Source organism: Salinivibrio sp. KP-1, from assembly GCF_000968645.1.
GTDB lineage: Bacteria > Pseudomonadota > Gammaproteobacteria > Enterobacterales > Vibrionaceae > Salinivibrio > Salinivibrio siamensis.
Genome location: NZ_LAQR01000001.1, coordinates 250796 through 270222, shown reverse-complemented (window position 1 = coordinate 270222; position 19427 = coordinate 250796). Strand labels below are relative to the sequence as shown.

Sequence of the window (19427 nt, the reverse complement as noted above, 5' to 3'; positions counted from 1 at the left end):
AAATCGCGAGCACAATAACGCACATTAAGATGAAAATAGCCACGGCATGCACACAAAATCCAGACGCAGTAGACGCCGCGCAAACACTGGCGCGCACTTTATTGGGCCGTCTAAAGGCACCTAAGCTTTTAATGCTCTACTGCACGGAACAATACGATGTTGATGCACTTCAGCGAGCAATGGTTGCGCTTTTCCCTGGCGTGCCATTGATAGGGTGTACGACCTGCTGCGGTGTCATGACGCAAGCCGGTTATATCGAAGGGCCGACAGCCGCCGTCTGGGCTTGCAGTGATGAAAAGGGGAGTTACGGCACATCCCTCGTGCCACACCAAGCCCATCGTCCTATACGCGATTCAGCGCGCATTGCGCTTAATCAAGCGATAGAAGAGAGCGGCCGTTGTGGCGAGCTCCCCAAACTCATCGCTTTACACAGTACACCGGGTGATGAGGAAACGACGTTAGCCGCCATTCGAGAAGAGTTGGGCGTATCGGTCCCAGTGATAGGTGGCTCCGCTGCGGCCGACACCGTCGGCGGACGATGGGCCATTTTCGATAATGAGCAAACCGCGCAATCTGGCATCGCAATCAGTGTTTTTTATCCAACCGCACGGGTGAGTTATTCATTCCACTCTGGTTATGCGGCCACCACCAAGAAGGCCGTCGTCACAGAGGTACGTGGTCGTACCTTAGTGAGTTTGGACCATAAACCCGCATCGGCGGTATATAAAGACTGGTACGAAGAAGAAACCGGGCAAACGCTAGATTTAGGCGACTCGCTGTTCGCACGATCAACCTTGTATCCGCTCGGGACACAAACGGGCAAGATACACGGCTTACCTTATTACACCTTGTCACACCCCATGTTTGTTAACCAAGAAGGGCACATGGAACTCTTCTCGCAAATAGCCGTAGGGCAAACCGCGCACTTTATGACAGGCACCAGTGAAGGGTTGATTGCCCGTGCAAGTCGAGTCGTGGAATCGGCAAACGATCATGCGCTGCGAACGCCTCAACCTCTCGGTGGACTGGCGATTTATTGTGCGGGGTGTATGCTTCATGTCAAAGATCGCCTTGACCAAGTCGCCGACAATATCAACACGGCCTTATACACTGCGCCGTTTGTCTGCCCGTTTACCTTTGGTGAACAAGGCTTGTTTAAAGGTGGGGAACTGTCCCATGGTAATTTAATGATCTCGGCTGTGTTATTTCATAAGGATTAATCATGACGTCGAAACGCGTATCGGCCTCTGAACGTTCAGACTCTGAATCTTTACAAGAAACCTTATTTGAACTCAGTCGTGTTGAAGCAAGAGAAAAGCGTTTAAGGGAAGAAAACGACGCGATTTTGTCGGCAATCTCAGCCATGACGGAAGCGACGTCAAAAACTGATATTTTTGCTTCCTTACTTGATGTGATCCGCCGGTATGTCAGCTTTGATAGCGCCGTGGCGCTAAGCCGCAACCGAGAAACAGAAGATGCGTTTCGCTGTCTCGTATCGACTGAAAGCTTACTGGAAACAGTCACTTGGCAAACAGGCGATGTGTTCCGCCGCTGTGTAAGTGGTGAAACGGTTGCTATCTATAAACCTGGCATGGTGAAAGAGATGCATTGCTTAACGCATCAATACGCCAGTTATTTACAAGGTACTGCGCTGATTAGCGGGTTAACGGTAAATGACAGCGAAGTCATGCTTATTTTGCTGTCACACCGCCGCGATGCATTTAATAACGAAGCCCAGCAAGTCATCGACCGATTTCGCCCCTTGATTGAACGCACCATTATGGATATCGACTACCGTCACCGTCTACATGCATTAGTGGGGAGTCGCACTCAGGAACTTAATGCTAGCCGGCAACGCTTTCAAGACTTTGCCCAAACAGCCAGTGACTGGTTTTGGGAGCTCGACAACCAATTTCAACTGACTTACCTGTCATCACCCAATACTGATACCGACATCGATGCTGAAGCCCTGCTGGCAAAGCTCAAATCAGACGCCGAATTAAAAACGAAATTAGAAGAGTACATATACACAGAAGAAGCCTTTAGCGATATTGAATGGCATATAGAATCTCGTCACCATGACTACTGGGTAAGCCTCTCAGGCCGTCCTTGCTATAATAAGCGCGGTGAGCTCGCCGGTTATCGAGGGACGGCTAAAGATATCACTGCGACCAAGCGTCGTGTTGTCGAATTGCAACAGGCTCGTCAGCAAGCTGAGTTAGCCAATAATGCCAAATCGCAGTTTCTTGCCGTGATGAGCCACGAAATCCGCACGCCGCTCAATGCTGTTTTAGGATTGATCGATGCATTGCAACACTCTTCATTAACGCAAGAACAAAAGCAGTGGGTAGGGCAAATGGATAAATCTGCTCAGCTATTGCTAACATTGATCAGCGATGTTCTCGATCTATCTAAAATTGAGTCCAACCGTTTTTCGCTATCTCCCTCATTGATGAAGCCCAGCGATAGCGTATCGAATGTCTATCAACAATTGATTGAGCGGGCCGATAAAAAGCGCATTAACCTCTCTGTTAGTGTCTCTTCTTCTGTGCCCAACACCTTGTTTATGGATGAGAACCGCTTTACGCAGATACTCCTTAACTTGGTGGCCAATGCCTTAAAATTCACGGAACGCGGCGGGGTGACAGTGTCACTTGACGCTCATGATGATGTACTCGAGTTATGGGTGAAAGATTCAGGAATCGGCATCGACGAAAAACAGATTGGTCGAATCTTTGAGCCTTTTACTCAAGCGGATGGCAGCATTACTCGCCGCTTTGGCGGTACTGGCCTTGGATTATCCATTTGTAAAAAGCTGGTAGAGATGATGGGAGGCAGTATTCATGTGGAAAGTGAGCCTTACCAGGGAACTGACTTCTGCGTTCGTTTGCCGATTGTCGAAACACCTCAAGATGCACAAAAACACCAAGCACAACCAAACGTCTCGGCCGACGCCGTGCAGGCTATGTCGATATTGGTCGCCGAAGATAGCCGTGCTAATCAAATGGTGGTTAGGTTAATGCTGGAAAAACAGGGTCATACCGTCGTATTAGCATCCAATGGTGAAGAAGCACTGGCACAGGTTAAACAAACAGAATTTGATCTTGTGCTGATGGATATGTCGATGCCTGTCATGGACGGCATTGCTGCTACCAAAGCGCTGCGTGCTTCAGGGTTTAAACGACCGATCATTGCGCTGACCGCCAATGCAATGGATGAGGATAAACAGCGCTGTGTCCGTGCCGGCATGGATGACTTTGTTACCAAGCCGATTAGGGCGGCAAGCCTTAACGCCGTACTGCATGCTCATCAGCCATTAGATCTTTCCACTAATTACCGCTGACTTGAATCGACTTAGGTCAAGCGACTCTTGGGGTAATGACGATTAAAGGAAGTAGTAATTAGCTATTTTATGGTAAATAGCTAATTACGTTTAATGACAAAAAAGGAAGAGTGCTGGACGAGCAGAAGCAGTATCCAACGTCAGACCTCAAACCTTTATTTAACATAATATATATAATGCGCACTGATGGGTACGAGTCAATATAGGAGCGATATGGCTTTTCTCGCTTATCATATCGCTCCTTGTCCAGCATGGCTTGTAATCTGATGCTATTTGAATGACTGATGTGGGAATACGTTTTTGATGCGTTGTTGAATGCGGTTATCAATGCTACGCGACATCACCACCTTCGCGGGTTTAAAGCGGTTGCTATACACTTTCACTGTGCCCGTGAACGGATGACGCTTCGCAATGTCTTGGCAGTCATGTAAGAAACCTTTCGGCACTTTTCCTTTGTGACGCACTAGCTGGCCATCTTTAAACGCAATCACGATCAGTGGCCGGTCAATCAACATAAATGCGAGAAAAATGGCAAAAGAGATAAGTAAAAAATAGCCCATACTGCGATGCTCGCTTATCGGTCAAACGGTTCTACATACCCAGCAAGTTACTCAGATCTTGCTTTAAGGTGTCTACCTGCTTATTGGCACTCTCTGAGCGATTAGCCTCAGACAGTAAATATTCAATGGTATCTGACAAGGTCGCGTCAAGCTCGTGTGCTTTTTGCGAGAGCTTCTCCCACACACGATAATCCAAATCGATAGATTTTTTCCGCGTTTGCTCTTGCTCGGCATTAAAGTGACGCTTGCGCTTGGCACGAATTGCTTGTTTTAGTTTTTTCTCCAATGAAGGTGACATGTGCTTTTCAATCCATTGATGTACACGCGTTGGTTCATGCTCCAGCGCTAACAAGGCGTCAACGGCCGTCTGAGCCTCATCGCTATCAATGTATTTTGTGACAGCGTCACCGTCTTTCCACTTTTTCACTAGGTAGGCCCATTTCCAGCCTGCCTCAAGGTTCTCGAGTTGTTGATATTTCATATGCCAAGCTTCAGTCACGCCAAGTAGTGACAGCGTAACACTAACTCGCTGTCTGTTCAATTATCGCACACCTCAAAGATACCGCGTACGCCAGTGGACGATCCAATGGCCGCACTATCCTATTACCACAGTGTGTTATCCTTTATACTCTGTCCATTCTAATCTTAGTCAGTAATCATAGACATGCATGAAGTTGATTGGCGTGATGCCAAACCACATTATTCTCAGTTTTCTCTCGACATTGCACAATTCGCGCATTTAGAGGCGGCCTCACTGTTATCACTGCAATCGCGCTTAAAAAAGGCACTGACTTGGTTAATGTCACCTTCGTGTCCAACGGCTTGTCTTACCGTGATGTCAGCTGACTTACCTCAATATCTTAATGCCTATCAAGCAGAATTAGTTGCACAGTACCCAGAGATGCCGGTTGTGATCGGTGACGCATTTACCGAATCAACACTGTTTGGCTTTGCTTATGATGCGAATAAAAATGTGACAGCGTCACAAAAGAAGTACGGTTTACTGCATCAAGCTCACGATGGCGTATTGATTTTAAAAGTGGCGGATGTACTGCAGCAGCCACGCGTCTGGGTGCGCCTCAAGCAGTTTTTATCATCAGGCAAACTCGCCTGGCAAACCGCCCGTGCCGATCAAGTAACGGATTTGCCCGATGAGGCACTGAACGTACGTTTGGTGTTAGTCGGCGACAGACAGTGGCTGGCCGACTTTGAAACCAATGAGCCTGATCTCTACGAAGGTCTGTCAGCTTATGCCGAATATGAGCAAGATATTGCGCTCGACTCGGCCACCATTGTGCCCTACTTTGCTTGGCTTAAAGGCTTGGTCACCGCTCAAACGCATTTACCCATGACAGAATCAGGCTTAGTGCGTTTATTACAAGCAGGGGCACGAGAAAGCGAAGATCAATGGCGGATGCCCTTGTGTCCAGTTTGGTATCAGCAACTACTGGCTGAGTCTGTCATAACGGCGTCGGATGCGCTCGACAAAGCCGCCATTGATGCCGCTATCTCTCAGCGTTACCAACGTGCTGCCTATCTCCCTGAGCGTGCGATTGAAGATATCCACAAAGGACAGGTTTTTATTGATACCCGTGGCGAGCATATCGGCCAAATCAACGGTTTAACTGTGATCGAAGTGCCTGGCCATCCGATGAGTTATGGTGAGCCAGCGAGAATTTCTTGTGTTGTTCACTCCGGTGATGGCGATATTGCTGATGTGGAGCGCAAAGCCGAGCTTGCAGGCAACATTCACGCCAAAGGCATGATGATTATGCAAGCCTTTGTGAGCGTGGCGCTAAATCTTGATGACCCTTTACCCTATTCGGCCTCTATTGTATTCGAACAATCGTATAGTGAAGTGGATGGTGACAGTGCATCCTTGGCCGAGTTGTGTGCCTTTGTGAGCGCGCTATCTCAACAACCGATTAATCAAGCCATTGCCATCACTGGTGCAGTTGACCAATTTGGTCGCGTACAAGCGGTAGGCGGGATTAATGAAAAAATTGAAGGTTATTATCAAGTTTGCGCGCATCGAGGATTAACGGGCCAACAAGGTGTCGTGTTACCTAAAACGAACCTCTCATCCTTGTGTCTACGGAACGACGTTGTTGAAGCGATTAAAGCCGGTCAATTTCATATTTGGGCGGTGGATGATGTCGAACAAGCCTTGCCGCTTGTGACAGGTCTCCCATTCTCCGGAGACGATGAGGAGACATTGCTAAGAAAAATATCTAATCGAATAAATCATTTTCATACTGATGAAAAACAAAGCTGCAACAGTTTGTTTAAACGCTTAAAAAACTGGTTTGGCCAGTACTGATCCGAGTTGTTTGGCGTACACGTGTACGCTAACCTGCTCGCAATTGAATAAGGAGCAGTTTAGATATAATGAAACGCCAAAATTCCTATAACCGCGACGATTTACTCGCATCTAGCCAAGGTGAGCTCTTTGGCCCGGGACGCCCACAGCTTCCGGCACCAAACATGCTGATGATGGACCGTATCACCAACATTACCGATCAAGGTGGTGACTTTGATAAAGGCGTGATTGTCGCTGAGTTGGATATCAACCCAGATTTATGGTTTTTCGACTGCCATTTCCCAGGTGATCCAGTGATGCCAGGTTGCCTTGGCTTAGATGCTATGTGGCAGCTAGTTGGCTTTTTCCTCGGCTGGGTTGGCGGCGAAGGCAAAGGCCGTGCCCTGGGTGTTGGTGAAGTGAAGTTTACCGGACAAGTATTGCCAACGGCTAAGCGTGTTCGTTATGAAATTCACATGAAACGCGTGATTAACCGTAAACTCGTTATGGGTGTCGGTGATGGCCGCGTCTACGTTGATGATAAAGAGATTTACGTCGCTAAAGATCTGAAAGTGGGTCTTTTCCAAGACACATCCGCATTCTAATCCTCTCTGTCGAGCCGGTGAGACGACCATCGCCGGCTTCTATTACCCCTCCCTTCCTACTTATCAAGTACTTCTCCGCTTTTGGATAACTAAGAAGGAAATTTTTAGTGATTGGATAAATTGATTGCTGTACTTATGTTTGTTTAGTGGCAAACATATAAAGTTATAGTGCATTAAGATGTATTTAAAAAGGCCTTACCAAAACGATAAGGCCGTGAAATATAAAAAGAGGTTACTTCATCATTTCCGATTTACTGGTTCTGCCTTCGCGCCATCCGCCAAGCCAGCTACTTCTCGCATCCGTTTGTTGGTAAGGACATAGTTCAGACGATCGACCGTTTATCCCAGCTTGAAAGCCCTTTGACTGTGCGCGTTCCAAACGATCTCGCTTCTGTCTTTTCATAGGGTCGCCCTCTTTATTCCATTTTGTTCAATGCTGCTTGCCATTTGCAAGGATACTTCCGTCTATGACGTTTTTATGAAGCATCCTCTACAGCTTCGATCATGATTGTTTTTTAAGCAAGCACTATCGAGCAACGACTAAACAAAATGTGAGTCATATCCCTCTATATGTGACAACGTCACTAACGAGATTATTGCATAGCCTCTAATTCTTCCCAGCGTTCAAAGGCTTGCTCTAAAGCTTGTTCAGCCTCAGCTAATCGGGTCAGTTTAGGTTGAGTAATGTCCTGACTTTTCGAGAAAAAATCAGGATCGTTCATTTCTGATTGTAACGCTTCAATCTCTTCTTCTAACGCCTCAAGCCGCGCCGGCAGGGCTTCTAGCTCACGTTGCAGTTTATAAGATAGCTTGCGTGGCTTACTCTTAGGTTTTGCCGTCTTTTGTTCCGTATCACCCTCACCACTCATTGAATGGGTACGGCTATTGGGTGTGATGGCTTTGAGATACTGCTCACGCTGTTGTTGGGCATCGTGATACCCCCCAACAAATTTATTAATGGTGCCGTCGCCTTCAAATATCCAGCTGTGCGTCACTGTGTTGTCGACAAACTGACGGTCGTGGCTGACCAATAACAAGGTTCCCTGGAACTGTGAAAGTAAGTCTTCCAACAACTCGAGCGTTTCGATATCAAGATCGTTGGTCGGCTCGTCAAGTACCAGTAAGTTGGCAGGCTTGAGGAAAAGCTTGGCCAGCAATAGGCGGTTTTTCTCTCCTCCTGATAGCGCTTTCACCGGGGTTTGCGCACGGCGTGGATGAAACAAGAAGTCTTGCAGATAACCCATGACATGACGTTTTCGGCCACCTACTTCAACTTCTGTTTTGCCCCCTGCCAGGTTGTCGATCACCGTTTTTTCTGGGTCCAATTTCTCACGATATTGGTCAAAATAGGCCACGTCGAGCTTGGTCCCCACGTGCAAGTGCCCGCTGTCTGGGGTGAGTTTTTCAAGCATCAGCTTCAACAGTGTACTCTTACCGCATCCGTTGGGGCCAATTAGTGCAATGCGATCGCCGCGCATCACCGTAAAGCTAAATGGCTTAATCAGTGGCTGATCTTGATAGGTAAAGGCAACGTTTTCGGCTTCAAACACAATTTTCCCCGAACGGTTGGCGTCATCGAGCTGCAGGTTTGCGTTACCCTGTAACTCAACACGACTCGCACGCTCTTGCCGTAGCGCTTTCAATGCGCGTACACGTCCTTCATTGCGGGTGCGACGCGCTTTGATACCTTGACGAATCCAGGCCTCTTCTTGGGCAAGTTTTTTATCAAACTCGGCATTTTGCTCCGCTTCTACACGCAGAGCTTCTTCTTTACCGTCCAGATAGGTTTGATAATCACCTGGCCATGAGGTCAACTTGCCGCGGTCAAGATCCACGATACGCGTGGCCATTGCCCCGATAAACGAACGGTCATGCGAGATAAAGACGATCGCGCCTTTAAAGTCTTTCAAGAACTGCTCCAACCACAGAATCGTCGAAACATCCAGATGGTTAGTTGGCTCATCAAGAAGCAACACATCCGGCTCGCAGACAAGTGCCCGCGCTAAGGCGGCTTTGCGTTGCCAGCCACCCGATAGGGCTTTAAGCGCGGTGTTACCTTCCAGTCCTAATGCCCCTAATACCACCATTATTTGATTGTCAAAGCGCCAAGCGTCAGCATGGTCCAGTGCTTCTTGCACTTTGGCCAACTCGGCTATGTTGCGATCGCTAGGATCTGATTCGATCTTCGCGATCAGTTGGTGATACTGCTTTAGCTTGTCCCCTGCCTCAGCGAGACCTTCGGCCACATAGTCAAATACACTTCCTTGACTATCTCGTGGTGGATCTTGCTCAAGCCGAGAGACTTTAAGTTCAGATTGGCTTTGAATACTGCCATCATCGAGCTGTACCTGACCATCAAGGACTTTCATCAGCGTCGACTTGCCCGCACCATTGCGTCCAACAAGACACACGCGCTCACCTGGCTGAAGAATAAAGTCTGTTTTGTCCAGTAATGGGTTGTCGCCATACGCCAACTGGGCGGAGGTTATTTTAATCAATGCCATGTTGCGTTAACCAAGCTTGTAATTGTGTGTGATCAAACGGCCATCCTAATTCAGCCCTCACCTTTCCAGACTGATCGCAGATTGCAATCACAGGGATTGTGACACCGTAACGCTCAAAGAGCGCATCGTCAAAGGCAATGTCTTGACTGTTGAGTGGCGTTTGATAACCGAGAGATTGATAGAGTACCCACGCTTGTTCACAAAGGTGGCACCCTTCCGTGCTAAACAATACGAGTGTCATGCTGATACTGCCTGATGACGGATTATCCAGCAATTATGGATATGTGGGTTGCGGGCAAAATCTTCAGGAATCGAACTCTTGCTAATATTCTCCGCACGTAAGCCGGCCGCGGCTAATCCCTCACTATCCATCTTAAAGTGCCGTTTGTTGTTGGAAAAAATAATTTCCCCATCGGGACGCAAACGATCTTTCAGCGCTAAAAGTACATCAAGGTGATCACGTTGAACATCAAAAGTGCTCTGCATTCTTTTCGAATTAGAGAATGTCGGCGGATCGATAAAGATCAAATCAAATTGCTGGTTAGACTGGCGAATCCATTGTAGACAGTCTGCCTGCTCAAAACGGTGCTGACGTCCGACAATGCCATTGAGCGCCATATTGCGTTCAGCCCACGCTATATAGGTTTTTGACATGTCGACAGTCGTTGTAGACCGTGCACCACCTGCCGCAGCATGAACGGACGCGCTGCCCGTGTAGGCAAAGAGATTAAGGAAATCTTTCCCGTGTGCTTTCTCACCAATTAGACGACGGGTATAGCGATGGTCGAGAAATAACCCTGTATCCAGGTAATCATAGAGATTAACTTCAAGCGCCACGCCATATTCATCGACCGTCATCGTTCTAGATGCGCCGGCGAGTTTTTGATATTGGTTATTGCCCTTTTGCTTTTCGCGCGTTTTTAGCACCACTTTATTGGCATCCACACCGGTCACCGCGATGGCTGCGCGCACCATATCCAGCAAGCGACGACGTGCTTTTTCTGGCTCAATGGTTTTCGGTGCCGCATATTCTTGGATGACCAAAAAGTCGCGATACCGATCAATCGCGGCTTTATAGTCCGGTAAGTCAGCATCATAGAGTCGATAACACTCTAGCCCTTGTTTCTTTGCCCATTTATCCAGTTTGGTCATGTTCTTGCGCAAGCGATTAGCAAAATCTGGGGCGACGTCCGCCTTTGCCGCCTCACTCTCCGATTTTTCACCACGCGCGGTGATCGCATAGGTTTTCATCACACAATCTAACGCACCGTTGCGTAGATTAAATTTGTCATCCGCACGCATCCGCAAGCAACTAAGCAACTCTTCCGAACCTGAATACAAAGAAACCGTGTTCCCCGCAAATGCCTCTTTAAGGTGATCACCGAGCTGCGTGTAGAGGGCTATCAAGCCAGGCGTGGTTCCCAAGCGCTCCCCATACGGCGGATTAGAAAGAATATGTCCCCCTGAGAATCCCTCAGGCGGCGTCACTTGCGTGGCATCACCCGTTTCAAAGTCAATCAATTCACCAACGCCAGCACGTCGTGCATTCGCACGTGCTGTCTCAATGATACGGGCATCGTTATCAGTGCCATAAAAACGTGTCTGGCACTTACTTACACCTCGTTTCGCCTTGACACTCGCTTCAGCTTTGATCGCTTTAAAGGCTTCATCATCAAAGCCCAACAATGATTCAAAGCCCCAACGCTTGCGCTTTAATCCAGGCGCAATTTTCGCTGCCATCATCGCCGCTTCTATCAGCAAGGTGCCCGAGCCACACATGATGTCCATCAAAGGCTGATCGGGCTTCCAGCCACTCCGTAACACCAAAGCCGCAGCATGGGTTTCTCGTAATGGTGCCGCGCCAGCCTGGGTACGATAGCCACGCTGATGCAGGCCGCTCCCCACCATATCAATCCCAAGCAGGCCTTGATCTTTCGATAACCGCATATGGATACGTAAATCAGGCTGCTCGCGGTCGACGCTTGGACGGGGCAAATTCGACTTTTCAAATTTGTCTACAATCGCATCTTTGACCTTCAACGCCCCGTACTGGCTGTTACGTATCTCGCGATTGGTACCATTAAAGTCCACCGCAATCCGCTGACTGGCGTGAAAATAATCTGGCCAGTTAATGGCCGTTGCACCGAGGTAGAGATCCATATCATCGCGCACCGCAAACTCGCCCAGCACCAAGACGAACCGTGACGCAATCCGACTCCATAAACAGCATTGATACAGTGTTGAATCGTCGGCTTTAAATTTAACCCCTGCATGGACTTGTTTGAGGCTAGATACGCCAAGTTGTTCAAGCTCTTGAGCTAGCATGTGCTCGAGACCTCGAGCGGTTATTGCGAGATAGTGTTTCATTCAGTCTCTACACCCTTTGGGCGTCGTTGTCATCATGGCGGCGATTATACATCAATCTTACGCCTATCGTTGACCCAAGCGGCGACAATCTCATTGAGTGATGAATAAATCGCCGGATTGTTGTTTCCACTAAGAAACAGATATCTAGATGCCTTTGTTTCCAATGAGAATCAATCACCCCAACTAGATGCGCATACCTGTTTCCCTCAGGAAACCACCTTGCTTTGTCACTCATCTCACCTCGCCAAATCCGTTTTGAGCTGAACGCGTGTAAGCATTCACTGTGACTATTACGCACATTATGTCTGATAGTATTAAAACGAAAATGGCTTATCTTTCCCCTTGGGAACGAATCGCAAATTGCGCAAACTGGACTATACCAGGATGGGTTTATTCAAGCATTTTAACGGCTAAAATAGGAAGAAAGACGTCATTCATTGGCCTTATAAGGGTGAAAACACCCCAAAATCAATGAAAAAATGCGCAGGCATGTGCACACTTTTCGCTCATAAAATGAACTGATATCACATTTTTTATGCACATCTGTTTGGTATAAGAAACGTCAAGATACAGCTATAGCGCTGTAGTCTGTACAAGAAACACGAAAAGTGAGGGAAGAAAGGAGGCGTGGGCTGAGTGAAAACCACTCAGCCCACTAACGCAAAGCGACCTTTTTGGCTATTTGTTTGAAGTATTGGTTGCGATAGCCGGTCGTTCATTACTTTAATCGCACCACAAAACGCCATTGTTTTATTCGCGCTCAGTTCAAAATCAGCCTCACGTGCGAGCATGCAGAGCGAGGCAGAACCGGCGTTCTCTATGATAATAAACGGCGCCCTATCCCCTGTTTGGCTGGTGAGCTCGACTATTTGCCCCCACTCAGGGGTGGCGATAGTGTCTTGTTGTGGCTCGAAAAACCAGCTTTTAGGTAAGACAGGTTTGTGGAAGCGATAGGCTGCCACTGCGTTCAAAGCGAGTTCGGCCTGACGAGGGCCGGAAAGAGAGAGGTTTGACAGGGGATCGGTCAAACGTTGAAAGAGTGATGCATCCTCAACAGAAAATGGGGATGATGAGAACGCATCGGGGATGAGATGTTTGGCGTTGACCGCCACGCGAAAAACCATGTCGTCGCCTAAATCCAGCATTAGTGAATTCGACGTATTATCGAAATACCATCTCCATGCATTGTTAGGTTTTAACATACTTCAGCTCCCGCGATGACTCACTAACTGGGTGTCTGGCTATACCAAAACTGCCATTGCCTGAAGTGTAATGGGCTGAAGCGAAAAAAAAAGGGGAAGAAAACGCCCCCTTTTATACCTTAAGACTTTATTTCCTAACTTAAATATGACGCACGATTTGTTTTATGAGCCCAGGGCCTTGGTAAATCAACCCAGAGTAGACTTGCACCAAATCCGCCCCTGCCTCCAACTTTTCACGCGCCGCCGTGACTGAATCAATTCCCCCTACACCGATGATGGGCATCGCCCCATCGAGCGCACGATGTAGTTGACGAATAACCTCGGTGCTTTTTAGTTGAACAGGACGGCCACTTAGCCCACCCGCTTCACGATAATGAGGCATACCATCTACCAATGAGCGCTCAAGCGTGGTGTTGGTCGCAATCACACCATCGATCTGGTGACGAATCAGTGCTTGCGCCACTTGTTGAATTTCTTCTTCACTCAAATCTGGGGCAATCTTAACCGTCAGAGGCACGTATTTATCGTGAGTGTCTGCCAACTGTGCCTGTTCGGCTTTCAGTGTGCTCAGGAGTTCGTCGAACATCTCGCCATATTGCAACGTCCGTAATCCTGGCGTATTGGGCGACGAGATATTAACCGCGATATAGTCGGCATATGGGTACACTTTTCGCATACAGACGACATAGTCATCGGTGCCCTGCTCGATGGGTGTATCTTTGTTCTTGCCAATATTAATACCCAACACACCATCGAAGTTTTTCGCACGCTTGACGTTTTCTACCAACGCATCAACCCCCAGGTTATTGAACCCCATACGGTTGATGATCCCCTCGGCGGCTTTAATACGAAAAAGTCGAGGTTTGTCGTTTCCCGGTTGTGGCCGGGGTGTCACTGTCCCCACTTCCACAAAACCAAAACCCATCGCACCAAAGGCTTCTATGCACTCGCCGTTTTTGTCCAATCCTGCCGCTAGACCAACGGGATTATTAAAGTTGAGTCCCATTACGGTAACTGGACGAGGAGGAAGCTGTTGGGAATAGAGAAAACGAAGCGGGGTGTGATGGAATCGAGAAAGGGTGTTGATGGTTAGATCATGTGCTTTTTCTGGATCTAACTGAAAGATAGCCGGTCTGGCGAGGCGGTAAAGCATTATCCCTCCTAATAAAAAAGCCCCGTATAAACGGGGCTAGATTATTGCGTTATTGGCGCTTTAATTCAATTTAAATTTAACAGCGACAATTCGCGTAACGCGACGGAGAACTTGGCAAACTCATGTACTGAGCCCACTTTGAACTCATCAACAATGCTCTGCCAACGCCCGAGAATGACTACGTGCTCATCCATCCACTGGGCTAATCCCGTCTCAGCATCTTGATCGGTTGCCATTTCGGACACGATACGGGCGGTGAGTAATCGTTGCTGCCAATCCAGATCTTCGCGGAAAGACGCACGCGCCAACGCTTGCCAGTGGTTATCCACCGGTTGGTTGTTGATTTGTTTCAAGAACCAGTGCAGTGACAAGCTATCCCCTAGCACATAGTACAAGCGTGCCACCAGCTCGAACGGTTTATTCAGCTGCTCTGACACCTGTGCTAAGTCCAATCCAGAGAACACGCTGGTTAGACGACAGACTCTATTCGCCAGTGCATCCGGCACCCCAGCTTGTCGTAGCGTCTCCGCTTGTTGATCATGCTCTTTGATTTCACTCTCAACCAGATAGTCATCCAAGTGCTCGACCAAGTTTTGCAGCGCCGGACGATAAAAGGCCACTTGTGCCTCGATACTTTCCCCTTTGCGTTTGTTACGTAGCATCCATCGGGTTGCTCGGCGTAGCATCCGGCGACAACGGAACAAGATATCGTATTGCACCTTGGCGCTGACCTGATTATCTAGCGCTCGCACATCGTCAAACAGTTGTTCAAAACCAAACACATCACGGGCAATCGCATACGATTTGGCAATATCACTGACACTTGCTCCCGTTTCATCTTGCATACGCGTAATGAAATTGAAGCCCATGTCGTTCGACATCTGGTTCGCCAAGGCGGTAGCAATGATCTCGCCTCTCAATGGATGGGATTCCATTTCTTTGCGATAGTGACGCTGTAACTCTTTCGGGAAATAACTGGGGAGTAGCTGGCCAAAGTGTGCATCTTGCGTCACTTCATCAACCACCAGTTGCTCTTTGAGCACCATCTTCCCGTACGCCACCAGCACAGCAATTTCTGGGCGAGTTAGGCCCGTGCCACGTAAGTTACGCTCAGACAAGGTCTCATCATCCGGCAAATATTCAAGTGCACGATCCAGCTTGCCCTCTTTTTCAAGATAATGAATAAAGCGGATCTGCTCTTTTAATAACGCCGCTTGCTGATTGTGGGTTACGGAAATTGACTCGCTCTGACTGTACGCATCTTCAAGCACGATATCAGACACTTCATCTTCCATCCGCTCCAAAAGCTCGTTGCGTTTTTTCATGGTCAAGTCACCGGCAGCGACCAGCCCATTGAGCAAGATCTTGATATTAACTTCGTTATCTGAGCAATCTACCCCGCCGACATTGTCAATGAAGTCGGTATTGACGCGGCCACCTTTGAGCGCATACTCAATACGCCCCAGTTGTGTCATCCCTAAGTTACCGCCTTCACCGATAATGCGCGCACCGACTTCATTGCCGTTAACACGTAACCCATCATTGGCGCGATCGCCAACAGAGGTATGGGTTTCATCGGACGATTTAACATAGGTGCCAATCCCACCATTCCATAGCAGATCGACTTTGGCTTTTAAGATCTGTTTGATCAGATCGTTCGGCGCCATGGATTGCTTGCGTGTACCAAGCAGTTTTTGTATTTCTGGCGTTAAGTTAATCGACTTCGCTCGACGAGAGAATATCCCCCCGCCTTTGGAAATCAACTCGCTGTCATAATCTTCCCAGCTTGAGCGCGGCAGGTTGAAAAGGCGTTGGCGCTCTTTCCAGCTTTTCGCGGCATCAGGTTCAGGGTCAATGAAGATATGCATGTGGTTAAAGGCTGCCACTAAGCGAATATGTTTAGAGAGCAACATGCCATTACCAAACACGTCGCCTCCCATATCGCCAATCCCCACACAGGTAAAGTCTGTGGTTTGACAATTGATATCCACTTCGCGGAAATGACGCTTCACCGATTCCCAAGCACCCGCTGCGGTGATCCCCATTTTTTTGTGGTCATAACCGTTGGAGCCACCAGACGCGAAAGCATCGCCCAGCCAGAAGTTATATTGCGCTGAGACACTGTTAGCAAGGTCGGAGAAGGTCGCGGTACCTTTATCTGCAGCTACCACGAGATAGGCATCATCTTCGTCATGACGCACAACGTGTTGCGGCGGTGTCAGGGTGCCTTCAACGATATTATCGGTAATATCGAGCAACCCTTGGATGAAGATCCGATAGCAGCGCTTCCCTTCTGCAAAAATTGCATCTCGGCCCGAGAGCTGGTGCTGTCGCTTGCATACAAACCCACCTTTGGCTCCGACGGGCACAATCACCGTGTTTTTCACTTGCTGGGCTTTAACCAACCCCAGCACTTCGGTGCGGAAGTCTTCTTGCCGATCGGACCACCGTAAGCCACCACGTGCGACTTTGCCGCCGCGTAAATGCACCCCTTCTACATCCGGTGAATACACGAAGATCTCGAATGCAGGAACAGGTTTAGGCATATCCGGGATCTCAGAGGCCTCGAGTTTTAACGACAAGTAAGGCTTGTCTTGGCCATTGTCCGGATCTTTTTGGAAAAAGTTCGTTCGCGTGGTCGCCAACATGATTTCCATGTAGCGGCGAATAATACGGTCATCATCAAGACTCTCGACATTATCGAGGGCTTCTTCAATATCATTGATGATGATGTCTTGTGCCCGCTTCGTTTGTTTACCAACCGGGTCAAAACGCGTATTGAATAGTTTTACCAAGAAACTGGCAAGTTGAGAGTGTGACGCTAGCGTCTCTTCAATATAGGCTTGGCTAAATGGAAAGCCAATTTGACGCATATAACGCGCATACGCACGTAAAATCGTCACTTCGCGCCCCGACAAACCGGCATTAAGCACCAAGCGGTTGAAGCCATCGTTATCCAGGCGGCCATGCCAGATATCCGCAAAGGCATGCTGAAAACGATCCCGGGCATTACCAAGATCAAACGCCGATCCAGCACTGTGCAACATCGAAAAGTCGAGGATCCAGTATACATCCCCTTGACTGGTTTCTACTTCATAAGGTGATTCACCAATCACGCGTAAGCCAAGGTTTTCTAGCATTGGCATCACATCAGACAAGTGAATAGGTTCGCCTTTTTGGAAGAGTTTCAGGCTGATCGCGTTCGATTGATGGCTTACCTCTTGGGGGCGATAAAGCAGCATATCGAGCTTGTTATCATCACTGAGTCCCTCAAGGCGCTCAATATCCGCCACCGCTGATCCAGGCAGCATGGCCTCTTTGTACGAACGTGGAAACGCCCGCAGGTAACGCTTGGCGATCGGTGTGCCTCGGTTTTCACCAAAGTTTGCGATCACAGCCTCTTGCAGACGATCGTCCCAAGACGAAGCCGCTTCTGTTAGATTGTGTTCGATCTTCTTCACATCAATATCGAAATTGTTGTTTTCTACTCGGACGATATAGTGCGTCCGCGCCAAGGGGCTTTCCGAGAAGAAAGTGGTAAATTCTACCGTCTGATCAGAGCCAAAGTACTGCTGAAGAATACGTTGGGTTTGACGACGGAACTCGGTGTTGTAGCGCTCACGGGTGATGTACACCATGCACGAGAAAAACCGCCCGAATGGATCGCGACGAACAAACACGCGCAGCATGTCACGATCTTGCATTTGCACCACGCCCATCCCAACGTCGCGCATTTCTTCTTCGGTCGCCTGAAAAAGCTCATCACGGGGATAGTTTTCCAAAATATTCGCCAGTGCTTTCCACGAGTGTGATTCACGATAAAAGCCACTGTTATCAAGAATGCGACGCACTTTGTTACGCAAGACGGGAATACTGGCGGTGGATTGGTTATACGCTGAAGATGCATAAAGACCGGTGAAACGGTGCTCACCAATCACATTGCCATCTTGATCAAATTTTTTGATCCCGATGTAATCCACATAAGCCGGACGATGGACACGAGATTTGGCATTGCTTTTCGTCAACACCAGTAATTCTTTTTTCAGCGCCTCGGCGCGCGCTGACTCTGGCATGTCTGATAGGCTAAGGACGGCGGGCGATTTATGCTTTTTGGCTAAGCCGAGTGCATTGCAATCTGCGCTAGCACGAAGCTCGTAATCCCCTTCCACCGCGACTAAGTCAAAACACTTATACCCCATAAAGGTAAAGTTGTTATCGGTAATCCAGCTCAAAAACTCGATCGCTTCTTGGCGACGTTCATCATCAATGGGTAACGGTGTATCTTTCAGCTCCGATACCAGCGCAAGCATTTGCTCACGCATCGGCTTCCAGTCGTTTACCACCATCACCACATCCATCAAGGTTTCAGACAATTCCGCCTCTAATGCAGCCATCTCTGACTCATCGGACATTTTGTCGATTTCGATGTGGAACGTACTTTGGAACTGCCCGTTGTCACCGCCAATCGCAATCACGTTACCCTGATCATTTTTTTGTGATTTTATCGGGGTATTAAGCATTAGGTGGGTCGTGATCCCCAAACGGTTGAGGGCCATGCGCACCGAGTCGACCAGGAAGGGGGCATCTGGTGCTAAGATCTCGACAATGGTGTGGGTGGACTGCCAGCCATTGCCACTGAGGCTCGGGTTAAAGACTTTTACAAACACTTTGTCTTGTTCGAAGGTGTTTAGATGGTGCCACAAACTCATCACAGCACCATAGAGATCTGACTCATTGCGTTCCTGCAAGTCATCATCAGAGATTTGACCCAATATCCTTTTGGCTAATGCATCGACAAGTGGTTGTTGAGTATCATCCAGTTTATCGGCAATCAGCTGATAAACCTTCTCAAGTAACACAGGTACTATAGGGTCACGCGAGGTCATTCTGGAGCTCCGTTGTCCTTTTTAGAACATTATCGTTGTGAGTATTCAGAGGTAAACATTGCGTTAACAAACGCACTGTCTAGTGTAAGGCTTGGCAGGTAAAAACGTTATAGGTAAACGGCTGGATTTACGCGAATTTCGCCAGAATGTGACTGATGTGGCTATTTAAACAGAAGAATTGGCGAGGCATCACTCGCGCCCCACTAGGCAACCCGCATTAACGACTGGAACTTATGGTTGGCGTCGGTCACCAGTTTAAAACGCCCGCGTATACCGAGTTGCGATAGGAAAGGACGAAAACGCGAAGCCGGGATCTGAAGACGCAGACCCTGATCGGTCGTCACCACCACATTGGCCGCGGCACCACTGTAGTAGTGTTGATACTCTGAGTAAGCAATGTAAACGTTAAAATAATACTCCATCTCTTCCGCTCAACCTATCACCGTGACACCGCAAACCAATCAACCACCGAAAACAAAAAGCCGCCCAAGGTGGACGGCTTTTCACA

General features: G+C 48.4%; 14 protein-coding genes. 4 read left to right on the top strand and 10 right to left on the bottom strand.

All coding sequences use genetic code 11. The features are described 5' to 3' along the window. Positions 1-29 precede the first annotated feature (29 nt). Positions 30-1220, top strand: a complete 1191-nt coding sequence (locus tag WN56_RS01150) for an FIST signal transduction protein (RefSeq protein WP_046073226.1) — start codon at positions 30-32, stop codon at positions 1218-1220. A 2-nt stretch (positions 1221-1222) separates the two neighbouring features. Further along, positions 1223-3343: an ATP-binding protein gene (locus WN56_RS01145; RefSeq protein WP_046073225.1), complete on the top strand. Its 2121-nt coding sequence runs from the start codon at positions 1223-1225 to the stop codon at positions 3341-3343. 269 nt (positions 3344-3612) lie between these two features. Here WN56_RS01145 and WN56_RS01140 read toward each other — a convergent pair whose 3' ends face one another. Both WN56_RS01140 and matP read right to left on the bottom strand, forming a co-directional pair. Beyond that, entirely contained in the window at positions 3613-3903 is a 291-nt protein-coding gene (locus tag WN56_RS01140) for a DUF3634 family protein (RefSeq protein WP_046073224.1), read from the bottom strand. A 31-nt stretch (positions 3904-3934) separates the two neighbouring features. Then, on the bottom strand, positions 3935-4384 hold the full coding sequence (gene matP / locus WN56_RS01135) for a macrodomain Ter protein MatP (protein WP_046073223.1): 450 nt from the start codon (positions 4382-4384) through the stop codon (positions 3935-3937). Positions 4385-4567: 183 nt separating this feature from the next. Here matP and WN56_RS01130 point away from each other — a divergent pair, with 183 nt between their 5' ends. Further along, positions 4568-6223 carry a Lon protease family protein gene (locus WN56_RS01130; RefSeq protein ID WP_046073222.1) on the top strand — a complete coding sequence of 552 codons (1656 nt, stop codon included), beginning with the start codon at positions 4568-4570 and terminating at the stop codon, positions 6221-6223. A 68-nt stretch (positions 6224-6291) separates the two neighbouring features. After that, entirely contained in the window at positions 6292-6807 is a 516-nt protein-coding gene (fabA, locus tag WN56_RS01125; RefSeq protein ID WP_046073221.1) for a bifunctional 3-hydroxydecanoyl-ACP dehydratase/trans-2-decenoyl-ACP isomerase, read from the top strand. Positions 6808-7039: 232 nt separating this feature from the next. On the opposite strand, the gene rmf is transcribed toward fabA, so the two are convergent. The 8 genes from rmf to WN56_RS01090 form a co-directional block, all read right to left on the bottom strand. After that, on the bottom strand, positions 7040-7210 hold the full coding sequence (gene rmf / locus WN56_RS16695; protein WP_077458712.1) for a ribosome modulation factor: 171 nt from the start codon (positions 7208-7210) through the stop codon (positions 7040-7042). A 190-nt stretch (positions 7211-7400) separates the two neighbouring features. Continuing rightward, on the bottom strand, positions 7401-9311 hold the full coding sequence (locus tag WN56_RS01120; protein ID WP_046073220.1) for an ABC transporter ATP-binding protein: 1911 nt from the start codon (positions 9309-9311) through the stop codon (positions 7401-7403). Then, the gene (locus WN56_RS01115) at positions 9298-9552 is read right to left on the bottom strand and encodes a glutaredoxin family protein (protein ID WP_046073219.1); all 255 of its coding nucleotides are present in this window, start codon (positions 9550-9552) and stop codon (positions 9298-9300) included. Before WN56_RS01115 ends, WN56_RS01120 begins: the two co-directional genes overlap by 14 nt. After that, entirely contained in the window at positions 9549-11678 is a 2130-nt protein-coding gene (gene rlmKL, locus WN56_RS01110) for a bifunctional 23S rRNA (guanine(2069)-N(7))-methyltransferase RlmK/23S rRNA (guanine(2445)-N(2))-methyltransferase RlmL (protein WP_046073218.1), read from the bottom strand. Before rlmKL ends, WN56_RS01115 begins: the two co-directional genes overlap by 4 nt. Positions 11679-12325: 647 nt before the next feature. Then, the gene (locus WN56_RS01105; protein WP_046073217.1) at positions 12326-12880 is read right to left on the bottom strand and encodes a cell division protein ZapC; all 555 of its coding nucleotides are present in this window, start codon (positions 12878-12880) and stop codon (positions 12326-12328) included. Between the two features lie 139 nt (positions 12881-13019). After that, positions 13020-14033, bottom strand: coding sequence for a quinone-dependent dihydroorotate dehydrogenase (gene pyrD / locus WN56_RS01100; RefSeq protein WP_046073216.1), 1014 nt, complete (start codon positions 14031-14033; stop codon positions 13020-13022). 65 nt (positions 14034-14098) lie between these two features. After that, entirely contained in the window at positions 14099-18919 is a 4821-nt protein-coding gene (locus WN56_RS01095) for an NAD-glutamate dehydrogenase (protein WP_046073215.1), read from the bottom strand. Positions 18920-19122: 203 nt separating this feature from the next. Continuing rightward, the gene (locus tag WN56_RS01090) at positions 19123-19341 is read right to left on the bottom strand and encodes a DUF2835 domain-containing protein (RefSeq protein ID WP_046073214.1); all 219 of its coding nucleotides are present in this window, start codon (positions 19339-19341) and stop codon (positions 19123-19125) included. Positions 19342-19427 lie beyond the last annotated feature (86 nt).

Coding starts and splice junctions, on each gene's coding strand:
- WN56_RS01150 (WP_046073226.1), top strand. CDS start 30: ATGAAAATAGCCACGGCATGCACACAAAATCCAGACGCAGTAGACGCC.
- WN56_RS01145 (WP_046073225.1), top strand. CDS start 1,223: ATGACGTCGAAACGCGTATCGGCCTCTGAACGTTCAGACTCTGAATCT.
- WN56_RS01140 (WP_046073224.1), bottom strand. CDS start 3,903: ATGGGCTATTTTTTACTTATCTCTTTTGCCATTTTTCTCGCATTTATG.
- matP (WP_046073223.1), bottom strand. CDS start 4,384: ATGAAATATCAACAACTCGAGAACCTTGAGGCAGGCTGGAAATGGGCC.
- WN56_RS01130 (WP_046073222.1), top strand. CDS start 4,568: ATGCATGAAGTTGATTGGCGTGATGCCAAACCACATTATTCTCAGTTT.
- fabA (WP_046073221.1), top strand. CDS start 6,292: ATGAAACGCCAAAATTCCTATAACCGCGACGATTTACTCGCATCTAGC.
- rmf (WP_077458712.1), bottom strand. CDS start 7,210: ATGAAAAGACAGAAGCGAGATCGTTTGGAACGCGCACAGTCAAAGGGC.
- WN56_RS01120 (WP_046073220.1), bottom strand. CDS start 9,311: ATGGCATTGATTAAAATAACCTCCGCCCAGTTGGCGTATGGCGACAAC.
- WN56_RS01115 (WP_046073219.1), bottom strand. CDS start 9,552: ATGACACTCGTATTGTTTAGCACGGAAGGGTGCCACCTTTGTGAACAA.
- rlmKL (WP_046073218.1), bottom strand. CDS start 11,678: ATGAAACACTATCTCGCAATAACCGCTCGAGGTCTCGAGCACATGCTA.
- WN56_RS01105 (WP_046073217.1), bottom strand. CDS start 12,880: ATGTTAAAACCTAACAATGCATGGAGATGGTATTTCGATAATACGTCG.
- pyrD (WP_046073216.1), bottom strand. CDS start 14,033: ATGCTTTACCGCCTCGCCAGACCGGCTATCTTTCAGTTAGATCCAGAA.
- WN56_RS01095 (WP_046073215.1), bottom strand. CDS start 18,919: ATGACCTCGCGTGACCCTATAGTACCTGTGTTACTTGAGAAGGTTTAT.
- WN56_RS01090 (WP_046073214.1), bottom strand. CDS start 19,341: ATGGAGTATTATTTTAACGTTTACATTGCTTACTCAGAGTATCAACAC.